At 65.0% G+C, this 16,738-nt stretch carries 14 protein-coding genes; 13 read left to right on the forward strand and 1 reads right to left on the reverse strand.

Going from position 1 to position 16,738, the window contains the following annotated elements; translation table 11 throughout:
- Positions 1 to 257 precede the first annotated feature (257 nt).
- The gene (gene gap / locus BM315_RS01085) at positions 258 to 1,274 is read right to left on the reverse strand and encodes a type I glyceraldehyde-3-phosphate dehydrogenase (protein WP_090496917.1); all 1,017 of its coding nucleotides are present in this window, start codon (positions 1,272 to 1,274) and stop codon (positions 258 to 260) included.
- A gap of 135 nt (positions 1,275 to 1,409) precedes the next feature.
- On the opposite strand from gap, the gene edd reads away from it, so the two are divergent.
- From edd to eno, 13 genes are all read left to right on the forward strand, one after another.
- Positions 1,410 to 3,236, forward strand: a complete 1,827-nt coding sequence (gene edd, locus BM315_RS01090; protein WP_090496919.1) for a phosphogluconate dehydratase — start codon at positions 1,410 to 1,412, stop codon at positions 3,234 to 3,236.
- Positions 3,233 to 4,195 (forward strand): glucokinase, encoded by a 963-nt coding sequence (locus tag BM315_RS01095; protein ID WP_090496921.1) that lies wholly within the window; start codon positions 3,233 to 3,235, stop codon positions 4,193 to 4,195. The genes edd and BM315_RS01095 overlap by 4 nt, the downstream gene beginning before the upstream one ends.
- Before the next feature lie 111 nt (positions 4,196 to 4,306).
- Positions 4,307 to 5,035, forward strand: coding sequence for a response regulator (locus BM315_RS01100; protein ID WP_090496923.1), 729 nt, complete (start codon positions 4,307 to 4,309; stop codon positions 5,033 to 5,035).
- Positions 5,028 to 6,473 carry an ATP-binding protein gene (locus BM315_RS01105; protein ID WP_090496925.1) on the forward strand — a complete coding sequence of 482 codons (1,446 nt, stop codon included), beginning with the start codon at positions 5,028 to 5,030 and terminating at the stop codon, positions 6,471 to 6,473. Before BM315_RS01100 ends, BM315_RS01105 begins: the two co-directional genes overlap by 8 nt.
- Before the next feature lie 292 nt (positions 6,474 to 6,765).
- Positions 6,766 to 8,019 carry an ABC transporter substrate-binding protein gene (locus BM315_RS01110; protein WP_090496927.1) on the forward strand — a complete coding sequence of 418 codons (1,254 nt, stop codon included), beginning with the start codon at positions 6,766 to 6,768 and terminating at the stop codon, positions 8,017 to 8,019.
- A gap of 166 nt (positions 8,020 to 8,185) precedes the next feature.
- Positions 8,186 to 9,094 (forward strand): carbohydrate ABC transporter permease, encoded by a 909-nt coding sequence (locus BM315_RS01115; RefSeq protein ID WP_090496929.1) that lies wholly within the window; start codon positions 8,186 to 8,188, stop codon positions 9,092 to 9,094.
- The gene (locus BM315_RS01120; protein ID WP_090496931.1) at positions 9,087 to 9,917 is read left to right on the forward strand and encodes a carbohydrate ABC transporter permease; all 831 of its coding nucleotides are present in this window, start codon (positions 9,087 to 9,089) and stop codon (positions 9,915 to 9,917) included. The genes BM315_RS01115 and BM315_RS01120 overlap by 8 nt, the downstream gene beginning before the upstream one ends.
- Before the next feature lie 9 nt (positions 9,918 to 9,926).
- Entirely contained in the window at positions 9,927 to 11,078 is a 1,152-nt protein-coding gene (locus BM315_RS01125) for an ABC transporter ATP-binding protein (protein ID WP_090496932.1), read from the forward strand.
- A 202-nt stretch (positions 11,079 to 11,280) separates the two neighbouring features.
- On the forward strand, positions 11,281 to 12,531 hold the full coding sequence (locus BM315_RS01130; RefSeq protein ID WP_090496934.1) for a maltoporin: 1,251 nt from the start codon (positions 11,281 to 11,283) through the stop codon (positions 12,529 to 12,531).
- Positions 12,532 to 12,552: 21 nt separating this feature from the next.
- On the forward strand, positions 12,553 to 13,458 hold the full coding sequence (locus BM315_RS01135) for a D-hexose-6-phosphate mutarotase (protein ID WP_090496936.1): 906 nt from the start codon (positions 12,553 to 12,555) through the stop codon (positions 13,456 to 13,458).
- A 342-nt stretch (positions 13,459 to 13,800) separates the two neighbouring features.
- A complete protein-coding gene (pyk, locus tag BM315_RS01140; RefSeq protein ID WP_090496938.1) occupies positions 13,801 to 15,249 on the forward strand; it encodes a pyruvate kinase in 1,449 nt (482 codons plus the stop codon).
- A 14-nt stretch (positions 15,250 to 15,263) separates the two neighbouring features.
- On the forward strand, positions 15,264 to 15,440 hold the full coding sequence (locus tag BM315_RS24600) for a hypothetical protein (protein WP_170862128.1): 177 nt from the start codon (positions 15,264 to 15,266) through the stop codon (positions 15,438 to 15,440).
- 1 nt (position 15,441) lies between these two features.
- Positions 15,442 to 16,734 carry a phosphopyruvate hydratase gene (gene eno / locus BM315_RS01145; RefSeq protein ID WP_170862131.1) on the forward strand — a complete coding sequence of 431 codons (1,293 nt, stop codon included), beginning with the start codon at positions 15,442 to 15,444 and terminating at the stop codon, positions 16,732 to 16,734.
- Positions 16,735 to 16,738: the final 4 nt, after the last annotated feature.

Below are 16,738 nucleotides of genomic sequence, written 5' to 3' on the forward strand. Positions count from 1 at the left end.
GCGCCGTAACCCATCATGGATTTCAGCCACGACAACCGGATACAGGCATAAACCACCCGATGGGTATCGCTGCGCTCAACGCCATCCTACAGTTACTGGCTCCGACAAGATTTCGTACAGATTTCTATATATAAAACAATGAGTTATTTATTGTTTGATAAGAGGGGTCATGCCCGCGATCCGTAGTCTGGCAGGCGCTATCGCGGCCATGGAGCTCAGCGTCCCCTCGCTCCTACGGACTTGCAGTGCAACAGCCTTCACGCGGCGCGGCACAGGGCCAGGCAGGTATCCAGCATCCTGTTGGAGAAGCCCCATTCGTTGTCGTACCAGGCCATGACTTTCACCAGTTTGCCGCTGACCTTGGTGTGGTTGGCGTCGAAGATCGACGACAGCGGGTTGTGGTTGAAGTCGCAGGAGACCAGCGGCAGGCTGTTGTAGCCCAGCACCGGGGAGGTGCGGCTGGCGCTCAACAGCAGCTGATTGATTTCCTCGGCGCTGGTTTCGCGTTTGACCTGCAGGGTCAGGTCGACCAGCGAGACGTTGATTACCGGCACGCGCACGGCCATGCCGGTCAGCTTGCCGGCCAGTTCCGGCAGCACCAGGCCGACCGCTTCGGCGGCGCCGGTCTTGGTCGGGATCATCGACTGGGTGGCCGAGCGGGCGCGGTAGGGGTCGCTGTGGTAGACGTCGGAGAGGTTCTGGTCGTTGGTGTAGGCGTGGATGGTGGTCATCAGGCCGTGCTCGATGCCCAGCTCGCGCTGCAGTACCTGGGCCACCGGGGCCAGGCAGTTGGTGGTGCAGGAGGCGTTGGAGATTATCTGCATGGATTGGCGCAGAATGTCGTGATTGACGCCATAGACGATGGTGGCGTCGGCGCCCTTGGCCGGCGCCGAGATGATCACCTTGCGCGCACCGGCGGCGAGGTGGGCGGCGGCCTTGTCGCGCTCGGTGAACAGCCCGGTGCACTCGAAGACCACATCGACCTTGTGCGCCTGCCACGGCAGCTCGGCCGGGTTGCGAATGGCGCTGACGGCGATACGATCACCGTTGACCGTGAGGCTTTCGCCATCGCTGTCGACGCTGCCGGCGAATATCCCGTGCACGCTGTCGTATTTGAGCAGGTGGGCATTCATCGCGCTGTCGCCGAGGTCATTGATGGCGACCACCTGCAGCTGCTGGCGGTAGTTCTGGCTGGGGTAGTCTTGGCTATAGAGCGCGCGGAGCACGTTGCGGCCGATGCGGCCAAAACCGTTGATTGCGATGCGGATAGTCATGGATGAGGTCTCGACCTGGTTTTGTTGTTTGAATTACAAGATTATGCTCGTAAGTATAGAAATCAAGTGTTTTAAGTGGCAGTATTTTTGTATTAAGTACAAAATATCGCTAACCGCCAGCCTGGAGTCAACCACATGCATCCCCGCGTACTTGAGGTAACCGACCGCCTGATCGCCCGCAGCCGCGCCACGCGCGAGCCCTATTTGGCGATGATTCGCGCGGCGGCCAGCGAAGGCCCGCAGCGCGGCAAGCTGCAATGTGCCAATTTCGCCCATGGCGTGGCCGGCTGCGGCAGTGAAGACAAGCAGACCCTGCGCCTGATGAACGCGGCCAACGTAGCGATTATTTCTGCTTATAACGACATGCTCTCGGCTCACCAGCCCTATGAAAACTATCCCGAGCGGATCAAGCAGGCCCTGCGCGAAATCGGCTCGGTCGGCCAGTTCGCCGGCGGTGTGCCGGCCATGTGCGACGGCGTGACCCAGGGCGAGCCGGGCATGGAGCTGGGCATCGCCAGCCGCGAGGTGATCGCCATGGCCACCGCGGTGGCGCTGTCGCACAACATGTTCGATGCCGCGCTGTACCTGGGCATCTGCGACAAGATCGTCCCCGGCCTGCTGATGGGCGCCCTGCGTTTCGGTCATCTGCCGAGCCTGTTCGTACCGGCCGGTCCCATGCCGTCCGGCTTGTCGAACAAGGAAAAGGCCGACGTGCGTCAGCGCTATGCCGAGGGCAAGGCGACGCGCGACGAGCTGCTGGCCGCCGAGATGGCCGCCTACCACAGCCCCGGCACCTGCACCTTCTACGGCACCGCCAATACCAACCAGCTGCTGATGGAAGTGATGGGTCTGCACCTGCCGGGCGCCTCCTTCGTCAATCCCAACACGCCGCTGCGCGAGGCCCTAACTTGCGAGGCGGCGCAGCAGGTCACCCGCCTGACCAAGCAGAGCGGGCAATTCATGCCGCTCGGCGAGATCGTCGACGAGCGCTGCCTGGTCAATTCCATCGTCGCCCTGAGTGCCACCGGCGGTTCGACCAACCACACCCTGCATATGCCGGCCATCGCCCAGGCCGCGGGGATCCAGTTGACCTGGCAGGACATGGCCGATCTCTCGGCGGTGACGCCGACCCTGGCCCACGTCTATCCCAACGGCAAGGACGATATCAACCATTTCCAGGCCGCCGGCGGCATGGCCTTCCTGATTCGCGAGCTGCTGGATGCCGGGCTGCTGCATGAAAACGTCAACACCGTGGCCGGTCACGGCCTCAGTCGTTACACCCGCGAGCCCTTCCTCGACAATGGCCAGCTGGTCTGGCGCGACGGCCCGAGCAAGAGCCACGACGAAAACGTGCTGCGCCCGGTGGCCAAGCCCTTCTCCGCCGAGGGCGGTCTGCGCCTGATGCAGGGCAACCTCGGGCGCGGGGTGATGAAGGTCTCCGCCGTGGCCCTGGAACACCAGCTGGTCGAGGCCCCGGCGTTGGTGTTCGAGGATCAGCAGCAGCTGGCCGATGCCTTCAAGGCCGGCGAGCTGGAGCGCGACTTCGTCGCGGTGATGCGCTTCCAGGGGCCGCGCAGCAACGGCATGCCGGAACTGCACAAGATGACCCCGTTCCTCGGCGTGCTGCAGGATCGCGGCTTCAAGGTGGCGCTGGTCACCGACGGGCGCATGTCCGGCGCCTCGGGCAAGATCCCGGCGGCCATCCATGTCTGTCCCGAGGCTTACGGTGGCGGGCCGCTGGCGCTGGTGCGCGACGGTGACCTGATTCGGCTCGACGGTCACACCGGCGAACTGCAGCTGCTGGTCGATGCCGCCGAGCTGGCGGCGCGCGAGCCGGCGGTTGGCACCCTGGACAATGCCGTGGGCTGCGGCCGCGAGCTGTTCGCCTTCATGCGCCAGGCCTTCAGCTCGGCGGAGCAGGGCGCCAGCGCCTTCACCGCCAGCCTGGAGTCGCTGAAGTGAAACTGGCCCTGGTCGGTGACATTGGTGGCACCAATGCGCGCTTCGCCCTGTGGCGCGACGAACAGCTGGAGTCGGTGCGGGTGCTGGCCACCGCCGACTATCCGGGGCCGGAACAGGCGATCCGTGCCTACCTGAGTGAACTGGGCCTGGCGCCCGGCGCGGTGGGTTCGGTGTGCCTGGCCTGCGCCGGCCCGGTCGACGGCGACCTGTTCCGCTTCACCAACAACCACTGGCGCCTCAGCCGCTCGGCCTTCTGCCGCGAGCTGCAGGTGCGCGAGTTGCTGTTGATCAACGATTTTTCCGCCATGGCCCTGGGCATGACCCGCTTGCGCGATGACGAGCGGCTGCCGGTCTGTCCCGGCACGGCCGAGATCGAGCGGCCCTGCGTGGTGATCGGTCCGGGCACCGGCCTCGGCGTCGGCACGCTGCTGGCCCTGGCCGATGGCAGTTGGCTGGCCTTGCCCGGCGAGGGCGGCCATGTCGACTTGCCGATTGGCAGCCCGCGCGAGGCCGAATTGTGGCAGCAGCTGTATCGCCAGCTCGGCCATGTGCGCGCCGAGGATGTGCTCAGCGGCAGCGGCCTGCTGCTGCTCTATCGCACGGTCTGCGCGCTGGATGGGCATGAGCCACGCTTGAGTTCGCCGGCCGAGGTCACGGCGGCGGCGCTGGCCGGCGATGCGGTGGCGGTGGCGGTGCTGGAGCAGTTCTGCTGCTGGCTGGGGCGCGCCGCCGGCAACAACGTGCTGAGCCTGGGCGCGCGCGGCGGCGTGTATATTGTCGGCGGCGTGGTGCCGCGCTTCGCCGAGCTGTTCCTGGCCAGCGGTTTTACCCGCTGCCTGCGCGACAAGGGCCGCATGAGCGACTACTTCGAGGGTATCCCGGTATGGCTGGTGACGGCCGAATACCCGGGGTTGATGGGCGCGGGCGTGGCCTTGCAGCAGGCGCTGGGCCGGTCTTAGGTATTCCTTGTAGGAGCGGGCCATGCCCGCGATTCGCGGCCATGGGCCGCTCCTACAGAGTGCTATCTACATGCCATTTTGGCGAGTGCATGACAATAAGGACGGCGGACCATGAGCCAGCCCGGAAAGTCGATTCTGCTGGTCGATGACGACCAGGAAATTCGCGAACTGCTGCACACCTACCTGAGTCGTGCCGGCTTTCAGGTGCGTACCGTCGGCGATGGCGCGGGCTTTCGCCAGGCCCTGTGTGCCGAATCGGCGGATCTGGTGATTCTCGATGTGATGCTGCCCGACGAGGATGGTTTCAGCCTCTGTCGCTGGGTCCGCGAGCATCAGCATTTTGCCCAGGTACCGATCATCATGCTCACTGCCAGCTCGGATGAGACCGACCGGGTCATCGGCCTGGAACTGGGCGCAGACGATTACCTGGGCAAGCCGTTCAGTCCGCGCGAGCTGTTGGCGCGGATCAAGGCCCTGTTGCGCCGGGTGCACTTCACCCAGGAGCGCGGCAGCGAGGTGCTGGCCTTCGACGACTGGCGCCTGGACATGGTCAGTCACCGCCTGTTTCACCGCGATGGCGAGGAGGTGATCCTCTCCGGCGCCGACTTCGCCCTGCTCAAGTTGTTTCTCGACCACCCGCAGCAGATCCTCGACCGCGACACCATCGGCAACGCCACCCGCGGCCGCGAGGTGATGCCGTTGGAGCGTATCGTCGACATGGCGGTCAGTCGCCTGCGTCAGCGCCTGCGCGATACCGGCAAGCCGGCGCGACTGATCCGCACCGTGCGCGGTAGTGGTTACCAGTTGGCGGCGACGGTCACGCCGCATAACCATGTTTAGCCTGCGCAAACTGCTGTCGGCCCCGCGCTCGCTGCTCGGGCGCATGCTGCTGCTGACCCTGCTGGTGGTGTTGCTGGCGCAGGCGCTGTCCAGCGTGATCTGGGTGTCGCAGTTGCGCGCCAGCCAGATGGAGGGCCTGCTCACCAGCGCGCGCAGCCTGGCGCAGTCGATGGCTGCCAGCGTCGGCTACTTCCGCTCGCTGCCGCTGGGCTATCGGCCCATGGTGCTCGATCAACTGCGCAATATGGGCGGCACGCGCTTCTTCGTCTCGCTCAATGACAAGCCGCTGCAGATGCAGGTGCTGCCGGAAACCCCGCGCAAGCGCGCGGTGCTCGATGCGGTCGACGCCACCCTGCGCGAGCGTCTGGGCCAGGACCTGGATGTGTCGGCGCAGTTCGTCAGCCCGGATGACCTGCGCATCTTCAATAACGCGCTGAAGCTGGACGAGTTGCCACGCTCCTGGGCGCATTACGCCCTGAGTCTGGAACCGCTCAACCCGCCGGTGCTGGTGACGCAGATCCAGATCGCCCCGGGCGAATGGCTGTACCTCGCCTCTTTGATGCCCGAACCCTATGTCAGCCTGGAACAGCAGGGGCTGCCGGCCCAGCAGCTGTGGTTCATCATCCTTACCAGCAGCTTCCTGCTGCTGTTCATCGGCATTCTGGTGCACTGGCAGAGCCGGCCGCTCAAGCGCCTGGCGCTGGCGGCGCGGGAAATGTCGCTGGGCAGCGAGGTCGAGCCGCTGCCGGAGGCGGGCGGTAGCGAGGTGGTCGAGGTCAGTCGCGCGTTCAACGCCATGCGCGAGCGTATCGGTCGTTACCTGCGCGAACGCAGCCAGCTGTTCAGCGCCATCTCTCACGATCTGCGTACGCCCATTACCCGCCTGCGTCTGCGCGTCGAATTGCTCGACGACGAAGTCGTGCAGGCCAAGTTCAGTCGTGATCTGGACGAGCTGGAGATGCTGGTCAAGGGCGCCCTGCAGTGCGTCAAGGACACCGATATTCACGAGAACATCGAGCCGGTCGACCTCAATCAGCTGCTCAATTACGTGGTCGAGCCTTACCTGGCGCCGGCCGGCAATGGTCGGGTGACCCTGGATGGCCAGGCGTGCGCGGCCTATCCCGGCAAACCCCTGGCGCTCAAGCGCTGCATCGGCAACCTGGTGGACAACGCGCTGAAGTACGGGCAGAACGCCCACCTGCATATCGAGGATGATGGCCAGGCCTTCGTCCTGCATGTCGACGACGAGGGGCCTGGGGTGCCCGAGCAGCGCCTGGAACAGGTGTTCGAACCGCATTTCCGCCTGGCCGGACAGCAGCAGGGCTATGGCCTGGGCCTGGGCATCGCGCGCAACATCGCCCACAGCCATGGCGGCGAGCTGAGTCTGCGCAACCTGCGCGAAGGCGGGTTGCGGGTGACCCTGAGCCTGCCGCGTTGATGGGGGCCTGTATCCGGGGGGTGTGTGGGTGGATGACGCCTTTTTCATCCATCATTGCAGTTGGTGGATGGGTGAAGCGTCAGCTACGCGCCCCGATCCACTCTACGAGCTCGCAGCTCTTGCAAATGAACCTAGGGTCTACGGGGTGCGTGCTGGTGCCCTGCTTTGTAACCATCCTGTGACCTTTGCGCATCCCTTCGTTACCCGCGGCGGCGCCGACCCTGGTTAGACTCGATTCCAGCGCAAGCACCAGACTTGCCGGTGAATAACAACAAGAAAGGAACCTGCTCATATGAATGCGATTTCTCGTCTGTCCACCGCTGTTTCCCTCGCTGCCCTGATGCCGCTGACCGCCCTCGCCGGCGAAGTCGAAGTGCTGCACTGGTGGACCTCCGGTGGCGAAAAGCGCGCCGCCGATACCCTGCAGAAGCTGGTCGAAGACCAGGGCCACAGCTGGAAAGACTTCGCCGTCGCCGGTGGTGGTGGTGAAGCGGCCATGACCGTGCTGAAAACCCGCGCCGTCTCCGGCAATCCGCCGGCCGCCGCGCAGATCAAGGGCCCGGACATCCAGGAGTGGGGCGAACTGGGCCTGCTCGCCGACCTCAATCAGGTGGCCGAGCAGAACGGCTGGAACGAGCTGTTGCCACCCCAGGTGATCGAGGTGATGCAGTTCGGCGGCGACTACGTGGCGGTGCCGGTCAACGTGCACCGGGTCAACTGGCTGTGGATCAACCCCGAGGTGTTCGCCAAGGCCGGCGCTACGCCACCAACCACCCTCGATGAATTCTTCGCCGCCGCGGAAAAGCTCAAGGCCGCCGGCTTCATGCCCCTGGCCCATGGCGGCCAGCCCTGGCAGGACAGCACCGTGTTCGAAGACCTGGCCCTGGCGGTGCTGGGCCCGGACGACTTCCACAAGGCCTTCGTCGAACTGGACGAGTCCGTGCTGACCAGCGCCAAGATGGTCGAGGTGTTCGCCGCCCTGCAGAAACTGCGCGGTTATGTCGATGCCAATGCCGCCGGACGCGACTGGAACAGCGCCACCGCCATGGTCATGAACGGCAAGGCTGGCATGCAGATCATGGGCGACTGGGCCAAGAGCGAATGGAGCGCCGCCGGCAAGGTCGCCGGCAGCGATTACGAGTGCCTGCCGTTCCCCGGCACCCAGGGCAGCTTCGCCTACAACATCGATTCGCTGGCCATGTTCAAGCTGAGCGATGCGGACAACCGCAAGGCCCAAGAGGATCTGGCGCGCACCGTGCTGGAGCCGGAGTTCCAGCAGTTCTTCAACCAGAACAAGGGCTCGATCCCGGTGCGTATGGATCAGGACATGAGCAGCTTCGATGCCTGCGCGCAGAAGTCCATGGTCGACTTCAAGGCCGCTGCCGCCAGCGGTGGCCTGCAGCCGAGCCTGGCCCACGGCATGGCTGCCTCCAGCTATGTGCAGGGCGCGGTGTTCGATGTGGTGACCAACTTCTTCAACGACCCCAAGGCCGATCCGCAGAAGGCTGCCCAGCAACTGGCCGCGGCTATCCAGGCCGTGCAGTAGAGCCAGTCCGGCCGCCGGTGCGCCGGCGGTAACCCACTACGTTTGACCTGCTTATCCCAGGCGCATGCCCTCCGGCACGTGCCACGGGATCGGCCGTGCCGGATTTCTGCAGGAGCCAGGCGCCCCCTGGCTCCTGCAGGCGGCGCAACACGCAACGGAGTCACCCATGAGTTCAATCGCAGTTTTCACCAAGGCCTCACCGCTGGATGCGCTGCAACGCTGGCTGCCCAAGCTGGTGTTGGCGCCGAGCATGCTGATCATCCTGGTCGGCTTCTATGGCTACATCCTCTGGACTTTTCTGCTCTCGTTCACCAGCTCGCGTTTCATGCCCAACTATTCCTGGGTTGGCCTGCAGCAGTACGCCCGCTTGTGGGACAACGACCGCTGGTGGGTGGCGAGCCAGAACCTGCTGGCCTTCGGCGGCCTGTTCATCGGCATCAGCCTGGTGATCGGCGTGCTGCTGGCGGTGCTGCTGGATCAGCGCATTCGCCGCGAAGGTTTTATCCGCACCATTTTTCTCTACCCCATGGCACTGTCGATGATCGTCACTGGCACCGCCTGGAAGTGGCTGCTCAACCCCGGCCTGGGCATCGACAAGATGCTCCGCGACTGGGGCTGGGAAGGCTTTCGGTTCGACTGGCTGGTGGACCCGGATCGGGTGGTCTACTGCCTGGTGATCGCCGCGGTCTGGCAGTCCTCGGGCTTCGTCATGGCGCTGTTTCTCGCCGGTTTGCGCGGGGTCGATCAGTCGATCATCCGCGCCGCCCAGGTCGATGGCGCCAGCCTGCCGAACATCTACCTGCGCATTGTCCTGCCGAGCCTGGGCCCGGTGTTCTTCAGCGCCCTGATGATCCTCTCGCACATCGCGATCAAGAGCTTCGACCTGGTCGCCTCGATGACCGCTGGCGGCCCCGGCTACGCCTCCGATCTGCCGGCGATGTTCATGTATGCCCACACCTTCACCCGTGGCCAGATGGGCCTCGGCGCCGCCAGTGCGATCCTCATGCTCGGCGCGGTGCTGGCGATCCTGGTGCCCTACCTGTACTCCGAACTGCGAGGCAAACGTCATGACTAAGCCCGTCAGCCTGAGCCGCATGGCGATCTACGCCACTCTGTTGGCCGCCTGCGCGGTCTACCTGATCCCGCTGCTGATCATGCTGTTGACCAGCTTCAAGAGCCCGGAAGACATCCGCACCGGCAACCTGCTGTCCTGGCCCGAGGTATTCACCGCCATCGGCTGGCTGAAGGCCTGGGACGGGGTCGGCGGCTATTTCTGGAACTCGGTGAAGATCACCATTCCGGCGGTGCTGATCTCCACCGTGATCGGCGCGTTGAACGGTTACGTGCTGGCCATGTGGCGTTTCCGCGGTTCGCAGCTGTTCTTCGGCCTGCTGCTGTTCGGCTGCTTTCTGCCGTTCCAGGTGGTGCTGCTGCCGGCGTCCTTCACCATCGGCCAGCTCGGCCTGGCCAACACCACCGGCGGCCTGGTGCTGATCCATGTGGTCTACGGCATGGCCTTCACCACGCTGTTCTTCCGCAACTACTACGTGAGCATTCCGGATGCCCTGGTGCGGGCCGCAAGGCTGGATGGCGCGGGTTTCTTCACCATCTTCGGGCGCATCCTGCTGCCCATGTCGACCCCGATCATCATGGTCTGCCTGATCTGGCAGTTCACCCAGATCTGGAACGATTTCCTGTTCGGCGTGGTGTTCGCCAGCGGCGATACCCAGCCGATCACCGTGGCCCTGAACAACCTGGTCAACACCAGCACCGGGGCCAAGGAATACAACGTCGACATGGCCGCGGCGATGATCGCCGGCCTGCCGACCCTGGTGGTCTATGTGCTGGCCGGCAAGTACTTCCTGCGTGGGCTGACTGCCGGCGCGGTCAAAGGTTAGGAGAACGATATGGCAACCCTCGAACTGCGCAACGTCAACAAGTCCTACGGCAGCGGCCTGGTGGACACCCTGAAAAACATCGAGATCTCGATCGACTCCGGCGAGTTCCTGATCCTGGTCGGTCCTTCCGGTTGCGGCAAATCGACCCTGATGAACTGCATCGCCGGCCTGGAGAACATCAGCGGCGGCGCGATCCTGGTCGACGATCAGGACATCAGCGGCATGAGCCCCAAGGATCGCGACATCGCCATGGTCTTCCAGTCCTATGCGCTGTACCCGACCATGACCGTGAAGGACAACATCGCCTTCGGCCTGAAGATGCGCAAGATGGCTCCGGCCGACATCGACACGGAAGTGGCGCGAGTGGCCAAGCTGCTGCAGATCGAGCACCTGCTCGGGCGCAAGCCCGGCCAGCTGTCCGGCGGCCAGCAGCAGCGCGTGGCGATGGGGCGGGCGCTGGCGCGGCGGCCGAAGATCTACCTGTTCGACGAGCCGCTGTCGAACCTCGACGCCAAGCTGCGGGTGGAGATGCGCACCGAGATCAAGCTGATGCACCAGCGCCTAAAGACCACCACGGTCTACGTCACCCACGACCAGATCGAGGCCATGACCCTGGGCGACAAGGTGGCGGTGATGAAGGACGGCATCATCCAGCAGTTCGGCACCCCCAAGCAGATCTACAACGACCCGGCCAACCTGTTCGTCGCCAGCTTTATCGGCTCGCCGCCGATGAACTTCATTCCCCTGCGCCTGCAGCGCCGCGACGGCCAGTTGCTGGCCCTGCTCGACTCGGGCCAGGCCCGTTGCGAGCTGCCGCTGGGGGCGATGGAGGCGGGCTTCGAGGATCGCGAGGTGATCCTCGGCATTCGTCCCGAGCAGATCCTCCTGGCCACGGCCGAGAGCCGCAACCAGTCGTCGATTCGCGCCGAGGTCGAGGTCATCGAGCCCACCGGGCCGGACACCCTGGTGTTCGTCGAACTCAACCAGACCAAGGTCTGCTGCCGCATGGCCCCGGACGATGCGCCGCAGGTGGGGCAAACCCTGGAGCTGCAGTTCGATCCGGGCAAGGTGCTGCTGTTCGACGCCAAAACCGGCGAGCGCCTGCTGCCGGGCAAGTCCCGGGCGACCGAGGACAAGGTCGCCCGGTTGAAGATTGGTTGAGTAGGGTGCACGCAGCGCTGCCAGGGTCGCTTCGGCGGTTGCTAAAGACAATCGGCAGCCTCGGCCCCTGGTGCGCACGGCGCACCCTACGCTGCACCTCGTTCCCGTAGGGTGCGCCGTGCGCACCGCTGGATTTCACCGAATCCGTCGCTTCGGCGGTTATCCGAAGCAGTTCACACAATAAAAACAATCAGGAGCAGTCATGACTATCAGTCTCACCCCTCAGTCATCGCGTATCGCCCGTGGTGCGCGTGGCGCGCCCTACCTGTTGGCCCTGGCATTGGTATTGCCCCAGGCCCAGGCGCTGGAGTTCAGCGGCTACGTCCGTAGCGGCGCCGGCAGTGCCGACGGTAATGGCAGCCAGTCGTGCTTCCAGTTGCCAGGCGCGCAGTCGAAATACCGCCTGGGCAACGAGTGCGAACACTATATCGAGCTGGATCTGCGTCAGGACCTGCTGACCCTGGACGACGGCTCGGTACTCAGCGTCGAGGGCATGGCGCAGCTGTACAACGAGTACGGCCACACACCCGAGTTCACCGGCGAGTACGGTTTCGCCCGGATGAACCAGATGTACGCCGAGTGGAGCAAGGTGCCGGCGCTCAATGGCGGTTCGCTGTGGGCCGGGCGACGCTTCTACAAGCGTAACGACATCCATATCAGCGACTTCTACTACTGGAACCAGAGCGCCACCGGCGCCGGTATCGAGAACTACGAACTGGGCGGGCTGAAATACAGCTACGCCTTCTCGCGCAAGGACAGTTACTTCCAGGAACCCTATATCAACCGTCACGATTTCAACGTCGCCGGCTTCAAGACCAATCCCGGCGGCGAGCTGGAGTTCGGCCTGAGCTACATCGACAAGCCCGACAGCACCGATGCCAACAGTGGTTGGGCGCTCACCGCGCAGCATGTGCAGAGCGATTTCCTCGGCGGCAAGAACAAGTTCGCCCTGCAGTACGGCCGCGGCCCGGGTACCGGCCTGGGTTACACCGGCGACGTCAGCCTGGACCGCGACAACAAAAGTTACCGCCTGGTCGAGTTCTTCGACTGGCAGATCACCCCGCGCCTGGGCGGCCAGGTGCAGTTCGTCTACCAGAAAGACGTGCGCCCGGATGGCAGCGACCAGGACTGGCTGTCGGTCGGTGGGCGTACCAGCTATGCCTTCACCGAACAGTTCAAACTGGTCGGCGAGGTCGGTCACGATCAGGTCGATGCGGTCGATGGTACGCGCAAGCTGAGCAAGTTCACCGTGGCGCCGACCTGGTCGCCGGCCGGTCCGGGGTTCTGGGCGCGTCCGGAAGTGCGTCTGTACTACACCTATGCCAGCTGGAACGCAGCAGCGCAGCGTGCGGCCAGCGCATTGGCGGCGGGCTCGGCGCTGTCCGACAGCGGTGCCTTCGATAACGCCCGGCACGGCTCGAACTTCGGCGTGCAGGTGGAATACTGGTGGTGATCGCCAGGTACGGGCAGGGCGATGCTGCCGGCTAAGCCGCGGCGTTCGCCCGGCGTGCCGACAACCCGGCCGGGGGCTGCTGCAGAGCATCCCCTGGCCGGGTTGTTTGTGCCGTCCGCCGGGCCCGCCTTGCGCTGGGTGACCCGTCAGGAGCGCGAGTTGCTGCTGGTCGAGCATCCGCGTTTCCAGGCCGTATTCAGTCGTCAGGGCGGCCAACTGCTGCACTTCCAGCCGCGCGGTCAGCGCCCCTGGCTGTGGTGCGCCAGCCATTGGCCGCGGGTTGGGGCGATTCGCGGCGGCGTGCCGGTGTGCTGGCCCTGGTTCGGCCGTCACCCCAGCGAGAGCGGTTGGCCGTCCCACGGCTGGGCGCGGCTGAGCGACTGGCAGTTGCTCGGCAGCGAGGTGGACGAGCAGGGCATGCACCTGACCTGGCAGTTGCAGCTATGCGACTGGACGGTAACCCTGGAGGCCGAACTGGGCGAGCAGATGAGGTTGCGCCTGCGCACCTCGCACCAGGACAGCGAACCCTGCCGGCTCAGCCATGCCTTGCACGCCTACTGGCAGGTCAGCGATGTCGCGCGGGTGGCGTTGCTCGGCCTGGATGGCGCCCAGGGCTACGACCTGCTGACGCGCGACGACTGTCAACAGCACGGCGAACTGCGCGTCGAGGAGGGTTGCCACCGGATCTTCCGTCCTGGCGCGCTCGTGCAGGTGCAGGATCTGGCCTGGCAGCGGCGCCTGCTGGTCGACACCCGTGGCGGCGCTAACAGCGTGGTCTGGCATCCGGGCAGCCGGCCCTTGACCGATGTGCGCTGGCGCGAGGCGCTGGGTTTTGTCTGTGTCGAGGCCGCCAGTTGCGGACCCGACAGCCTGTCCCTCGAACCGGGCGCGGAGGCCGTGCTGGAGTTGCAGGCCCGCCTGGGCTGAGTCCGTAGCCATTGCCGGGTATGACCAGGGTCGCGTACGACGCATCGGCGATTACCCCTTCAACCGGCTTCGTCCATGAGGTCGGTGGCTGGTCGGGCTTTCTGACGTGGATGGATTTCAGTTCGCGCCACGGATCGGGAACGATCAAAAGTAAATGTTGTAATAAAACAACATTTACCCTTGATGATTGGTGTTGTGTCGGATAACAATGGCATTGTTTGGTAAAGCAACTACGAATGTGGCTGCTTTCCGGGTGCTGGCGCAGTGAGCGGGTTGCCTGTTGTGCTCGCCGCCAGTGCCTTTGCCTATCCCTGTCCAAACCGTCGTTGAGGAGTCTGAGCTATGCGCCGAAGAACCAAGATCGTGGCCACCCTGGGGCCGGCTACCGAGAGTCCCGAGGCGATCGAGGCGCTGGTTCAGGCCGGCGTCGATGTGGTGCGGTTGAACTTTTCCCACGGCAGCGCCCAGGAGCACATCGCTCGCGCTGTGCTGGTGCGGGAGATGGCGCGCAAGCATGGGCGCTTCGTCGCGGTGCTGGCCGATCTGCAGGGGCCGAAGATCCGCATCGCCCGCTTCGCCGAGGGCAAGGTGCAGCTGTGCAAGGGCCAGGCCTTCGTCCTCGACGCCGGGCTGGACAAGAACGCCGGCGATGCCCAGGCGGTGGGCATCGACTACGAGGCGCTGATCAGCGATAGCCGCCCCGGTGACATCCTGCTGCTGGACGACGGCCGCATCGAACTGGTGGTGCGCCAGGTCGAATCCAGTCAGTTGCTCTGCGAGGTGCTGGTCGGTGGCCCCCTGTCCAACAACAAGGGCATCAACCGCAAGGGTGGCGGCCTGTCGGCGACGGCCCTGACCGACAAGGATCGCCTCGATATTTGCACCGCGGCCGAGATGCAGGTCGACTACCTGGCGGTGTCCTTTCCCCGTGATGCCGCCGATATCCAGCTGGCGCGCCGCCTGCTGCATGAGGCCGGTGGCGAGGCCGGGCTGATCGCCAAGATCGAGCGGGCCGAGACGGTCAACGACCTCGCGGTGCTGGACGCCATTATCGAGGCCTCCGACGGGGTCATGGTGGCGCGTGGCGACCTCGGCGTGGAGATCGGTGATGCCGAGCTGGTCGCGGTGCAGAAGATGATCATCGAGCGCGCGCGCACGCTCAATCGGCTGGTGATCACCGCGACCCAGATGATGGAGTCGATGATCACCCAGTCGATGCCGACCCGCGCCGAGGTGTTTGATGTGGCCAACGCCGTGCTCGACGGCACCGATGCGGTGATGCTGTCGGCCGAGACCGCGGCCGGGGCCTATCCGGTGGAAACCGTCGAGGCCATGTGTCGGGTGATCGTCGGTGCGGAGAAGCACCCGCTGGCGCATCGCTCCAAGCACCGCATGGACGAAGTGTTCCACAAGATCGACGAGTCGATCGCCATGTCGGCGATGTACGCGGCCAACCACCTGCACGGGGTCAAGGCGATCATCTGCATGACCGAGAGTGGCGACACGCCGCGGCTGATGTCGCGGATTCGCTCGCACCTGCCGATCTATGCCTTTTCCCGCAACCCGCGCACCCAGAGCCGGGTCGCGCTGTTCCGCGGGGTGCAGACCATTCCATTCGACAGCGACAGCTACCCGATCGCCGAGGTCAACGGCCGCGCAGTCGACGAGTTGCTGCGTTGCGGGGTGGTGGTCGAGGGCGATCACGTATTGATTTCGCGCGGCGATCACGCCAATGCCCAGGGTGGCACCAACTGCCTGCGGGTGATCCGCGTGGGCGATCGCATTTGTTAATCGAGGAGCTGCCTGTGAACCGATCCAGTACCCACAACGACCGCACGACGGTCATCGCGGCGGTCGACGCTGAGTGGCCGCGCGACTTCGATTTTCGCGAAGCCTACGCCGAGCAGCGTGAATTGCTCGACCAGGCGCCCCTGTGTCGCGAGACCTCAACCCACGTCCAAGGTACCGAGCGCAATGACTGACATGACCCTGATCCAGCAAGTGGCCGCCCGTGAAATCCTCGATTCGCGCGGCAACCCGACCGTGGAGGCCGTGGTGACCCTGGCCGGCGGCGCCGTGGGCGTCGCCAGCGTGCCGTCCGGCGCCTCGACCGGCAGCCGCGAGGCGCTGGAGTTGCGCGACGGCGGCGAGCGCTACCAGGGCAAGGGCGTGCTGCGCGCCGTGGCCAATGTCAACGGGCCGCTTGGCGATCGGGTGCGCGGGCTGGATGCGCTGGATCAGCCTGCGGTCGATGCGGCGATGATCGCGCTGGACGGCAGCGAGGACAAAAGCGTGCTGGGCGCCAACGCGATTCTCGCGATTTCGCTGGCCACCGCCAAGGCCGCCGCGGCGGCGCAGCAGCTGCCACTGTACGAGCACCTGGCGACGCTCTATGGCCAGCCGGGCCGCTTCAGCCTGCCGGTGCCGATGATGAACATCATCAATGGCGGTGAGCACGCCGACAACAACGTCGACATCCAGGAGTTCATGATCCAGCCGATCGGCGCCAGCTCCTTTAGCGAGGCGCTGCGCATGGGCGCGGAGATCTTCCATACCCTCAAGCAGGTGCTTGGCGAGCGCGGCCTGAGTACGGCGGTGGGCGACGAGGGCGGCTTCGCGCCATCGCTGGCGTCCAACGAGGAGGCGCTGGTGGTGATCGCCGAGGCGGTGCGCCGCTCCGGCTATGAGCTGGGCAAGGACATCAGCCTGGCGCTGGATTGCGCCGCCTCGGAATTCTATCGCGACGGCCGCTATGTGCTGGCTGGCGAGGGCAAGAGCTTCGACTCCGCCGGTTTCGCCGATTACCTGGCCGGGTTGTGCCAGCGCTACCCGATCGCCTCGATCGAGGATGGCATGGACGAAAGCGACTGGGATGGCTGGGCCTACCTGACCGAGCGCCTGGGTAAGCAGGTGCAGTTGGTCGGCGACGACCTGTTCGTCACCAACAGCAAGATCCTGCGCGAAGGTATCGAGCGCGGCATCGGCAACTCGATCCTGATCAAGTTCAACCAGATCGGCAGCCTCAGCGAAACCTTCGACGCCATTCGCATGGCCCAGGATGCCGGCTATACCGCGGTGATCTCGCACCGTTCCGGGGAAACCGAGGACACCAGCATCGCCGACCTGGCGGTGGCGACCTGTGCCGGGCAGATCAAAACCGGCTCGCTGTGCCGTTCCGACCGGGTCGGCAAGTACAACCAGCTGCTGCGCATCGAGCAGGCACTGCAGGGTCGCGCGGCCTATAGCAGCGCTGCGATCTTCCCCCAGAGGAGTTAACGCC

The organism is Pseudomonas borbori, from assembly GCF_900115555.1.
In the GTDB taxonomy this organism is placed as follows: domain Bacteria; phylum Pseudomonadota; class Gammaproteobacteria; order Pseudomonadales; family Pseudomonadaceae; genus Aquipseudomonas; species Aquipseudomonas borbori.

Bases quoted from the DNA above. Each gene is read 5' to 3' on its own strand.
- gap (WP_090496917.1), bottom strand. From the start codon at position 1,274: ATGACTATCCGCATCGCAATCAACGGTTTTGGCCGCATCGGCCGCAAC.
- edd (WP_090496919.1), top strand. From the start codon at position 1,410: ATGCATCCCCGCGTACTTGAGGTAACCGACCGCCTGATCGCCCGCAGC.
- BM315_RS01100 (WP_090496923.1), top strand. From the start codon at position 4,307: ATGAGCCAGCCCGGAAAGTCGATTCTGCTGGTCGATGACGACCAGGAA.
- BM315_RS01105 (WP_090496925.1), top strand. From the start codon at position 5,028: ATGTTTAGCCTGCGCAAACTGCTGTCGGCCCCGCGCTCGCTGCTCGGG.
- BM315_RS01110 (WP_090496927.1), top strand. From the start codon at position 6,766: ATGAATGCGATTTCTCGTCTGTCCACCGCTGTTTCCCTCGCTGCCCTG.
- BM315_RS01115 (WP_090496929.1), top strand. From the start codon at position 8,186: ATGAGTTCAATCGCAGTTTTCACCAAGGCCTCACCGCTGGATGCGCTG.
- BM315_RS01120 (WP_090496931.1), top strand. From the start codon at position 9,087: ATGACTAAGCCCGTCAGCCTGAGCCGCATGGCGATCTACGCCACTCTG.
- BM315_RS01125 (WP_090496932.1), top strand. From the start codon at position 9,927: ATGGCAACCCTCGAACTGCGCAACGTCAACAAGTCCTACGGCAGCGGC.
- BM315_RS01130 (WP_090496934.1), top strand. From the start codon at position 11,281: ATGACTATCAGTCTCACCCCTCAGTCATCGCGTATCGCCCGTGGTGCG.
- BM315_RS01135 (WP_090496936.1), top strand. From the start codon at position 12,553: ATGCTGCCGGCTAAGCCGCGGCGTTCGCCCGGCGTGCCGACAACCCGG.
- pyk (WP_090496938.1), top strand. From the start codon at position 13,801: ATGCGCCGAAGAACCAAGATCGTGGCCACCCTGGGGCCGGCTACCGAG.
- eno (WP_170862131.1), top strand. From the start codon at position 15,442: ATGACCCTGATCCAGCAAGTGGCCGCCCGTGAAATCCTCGATTCGCGC.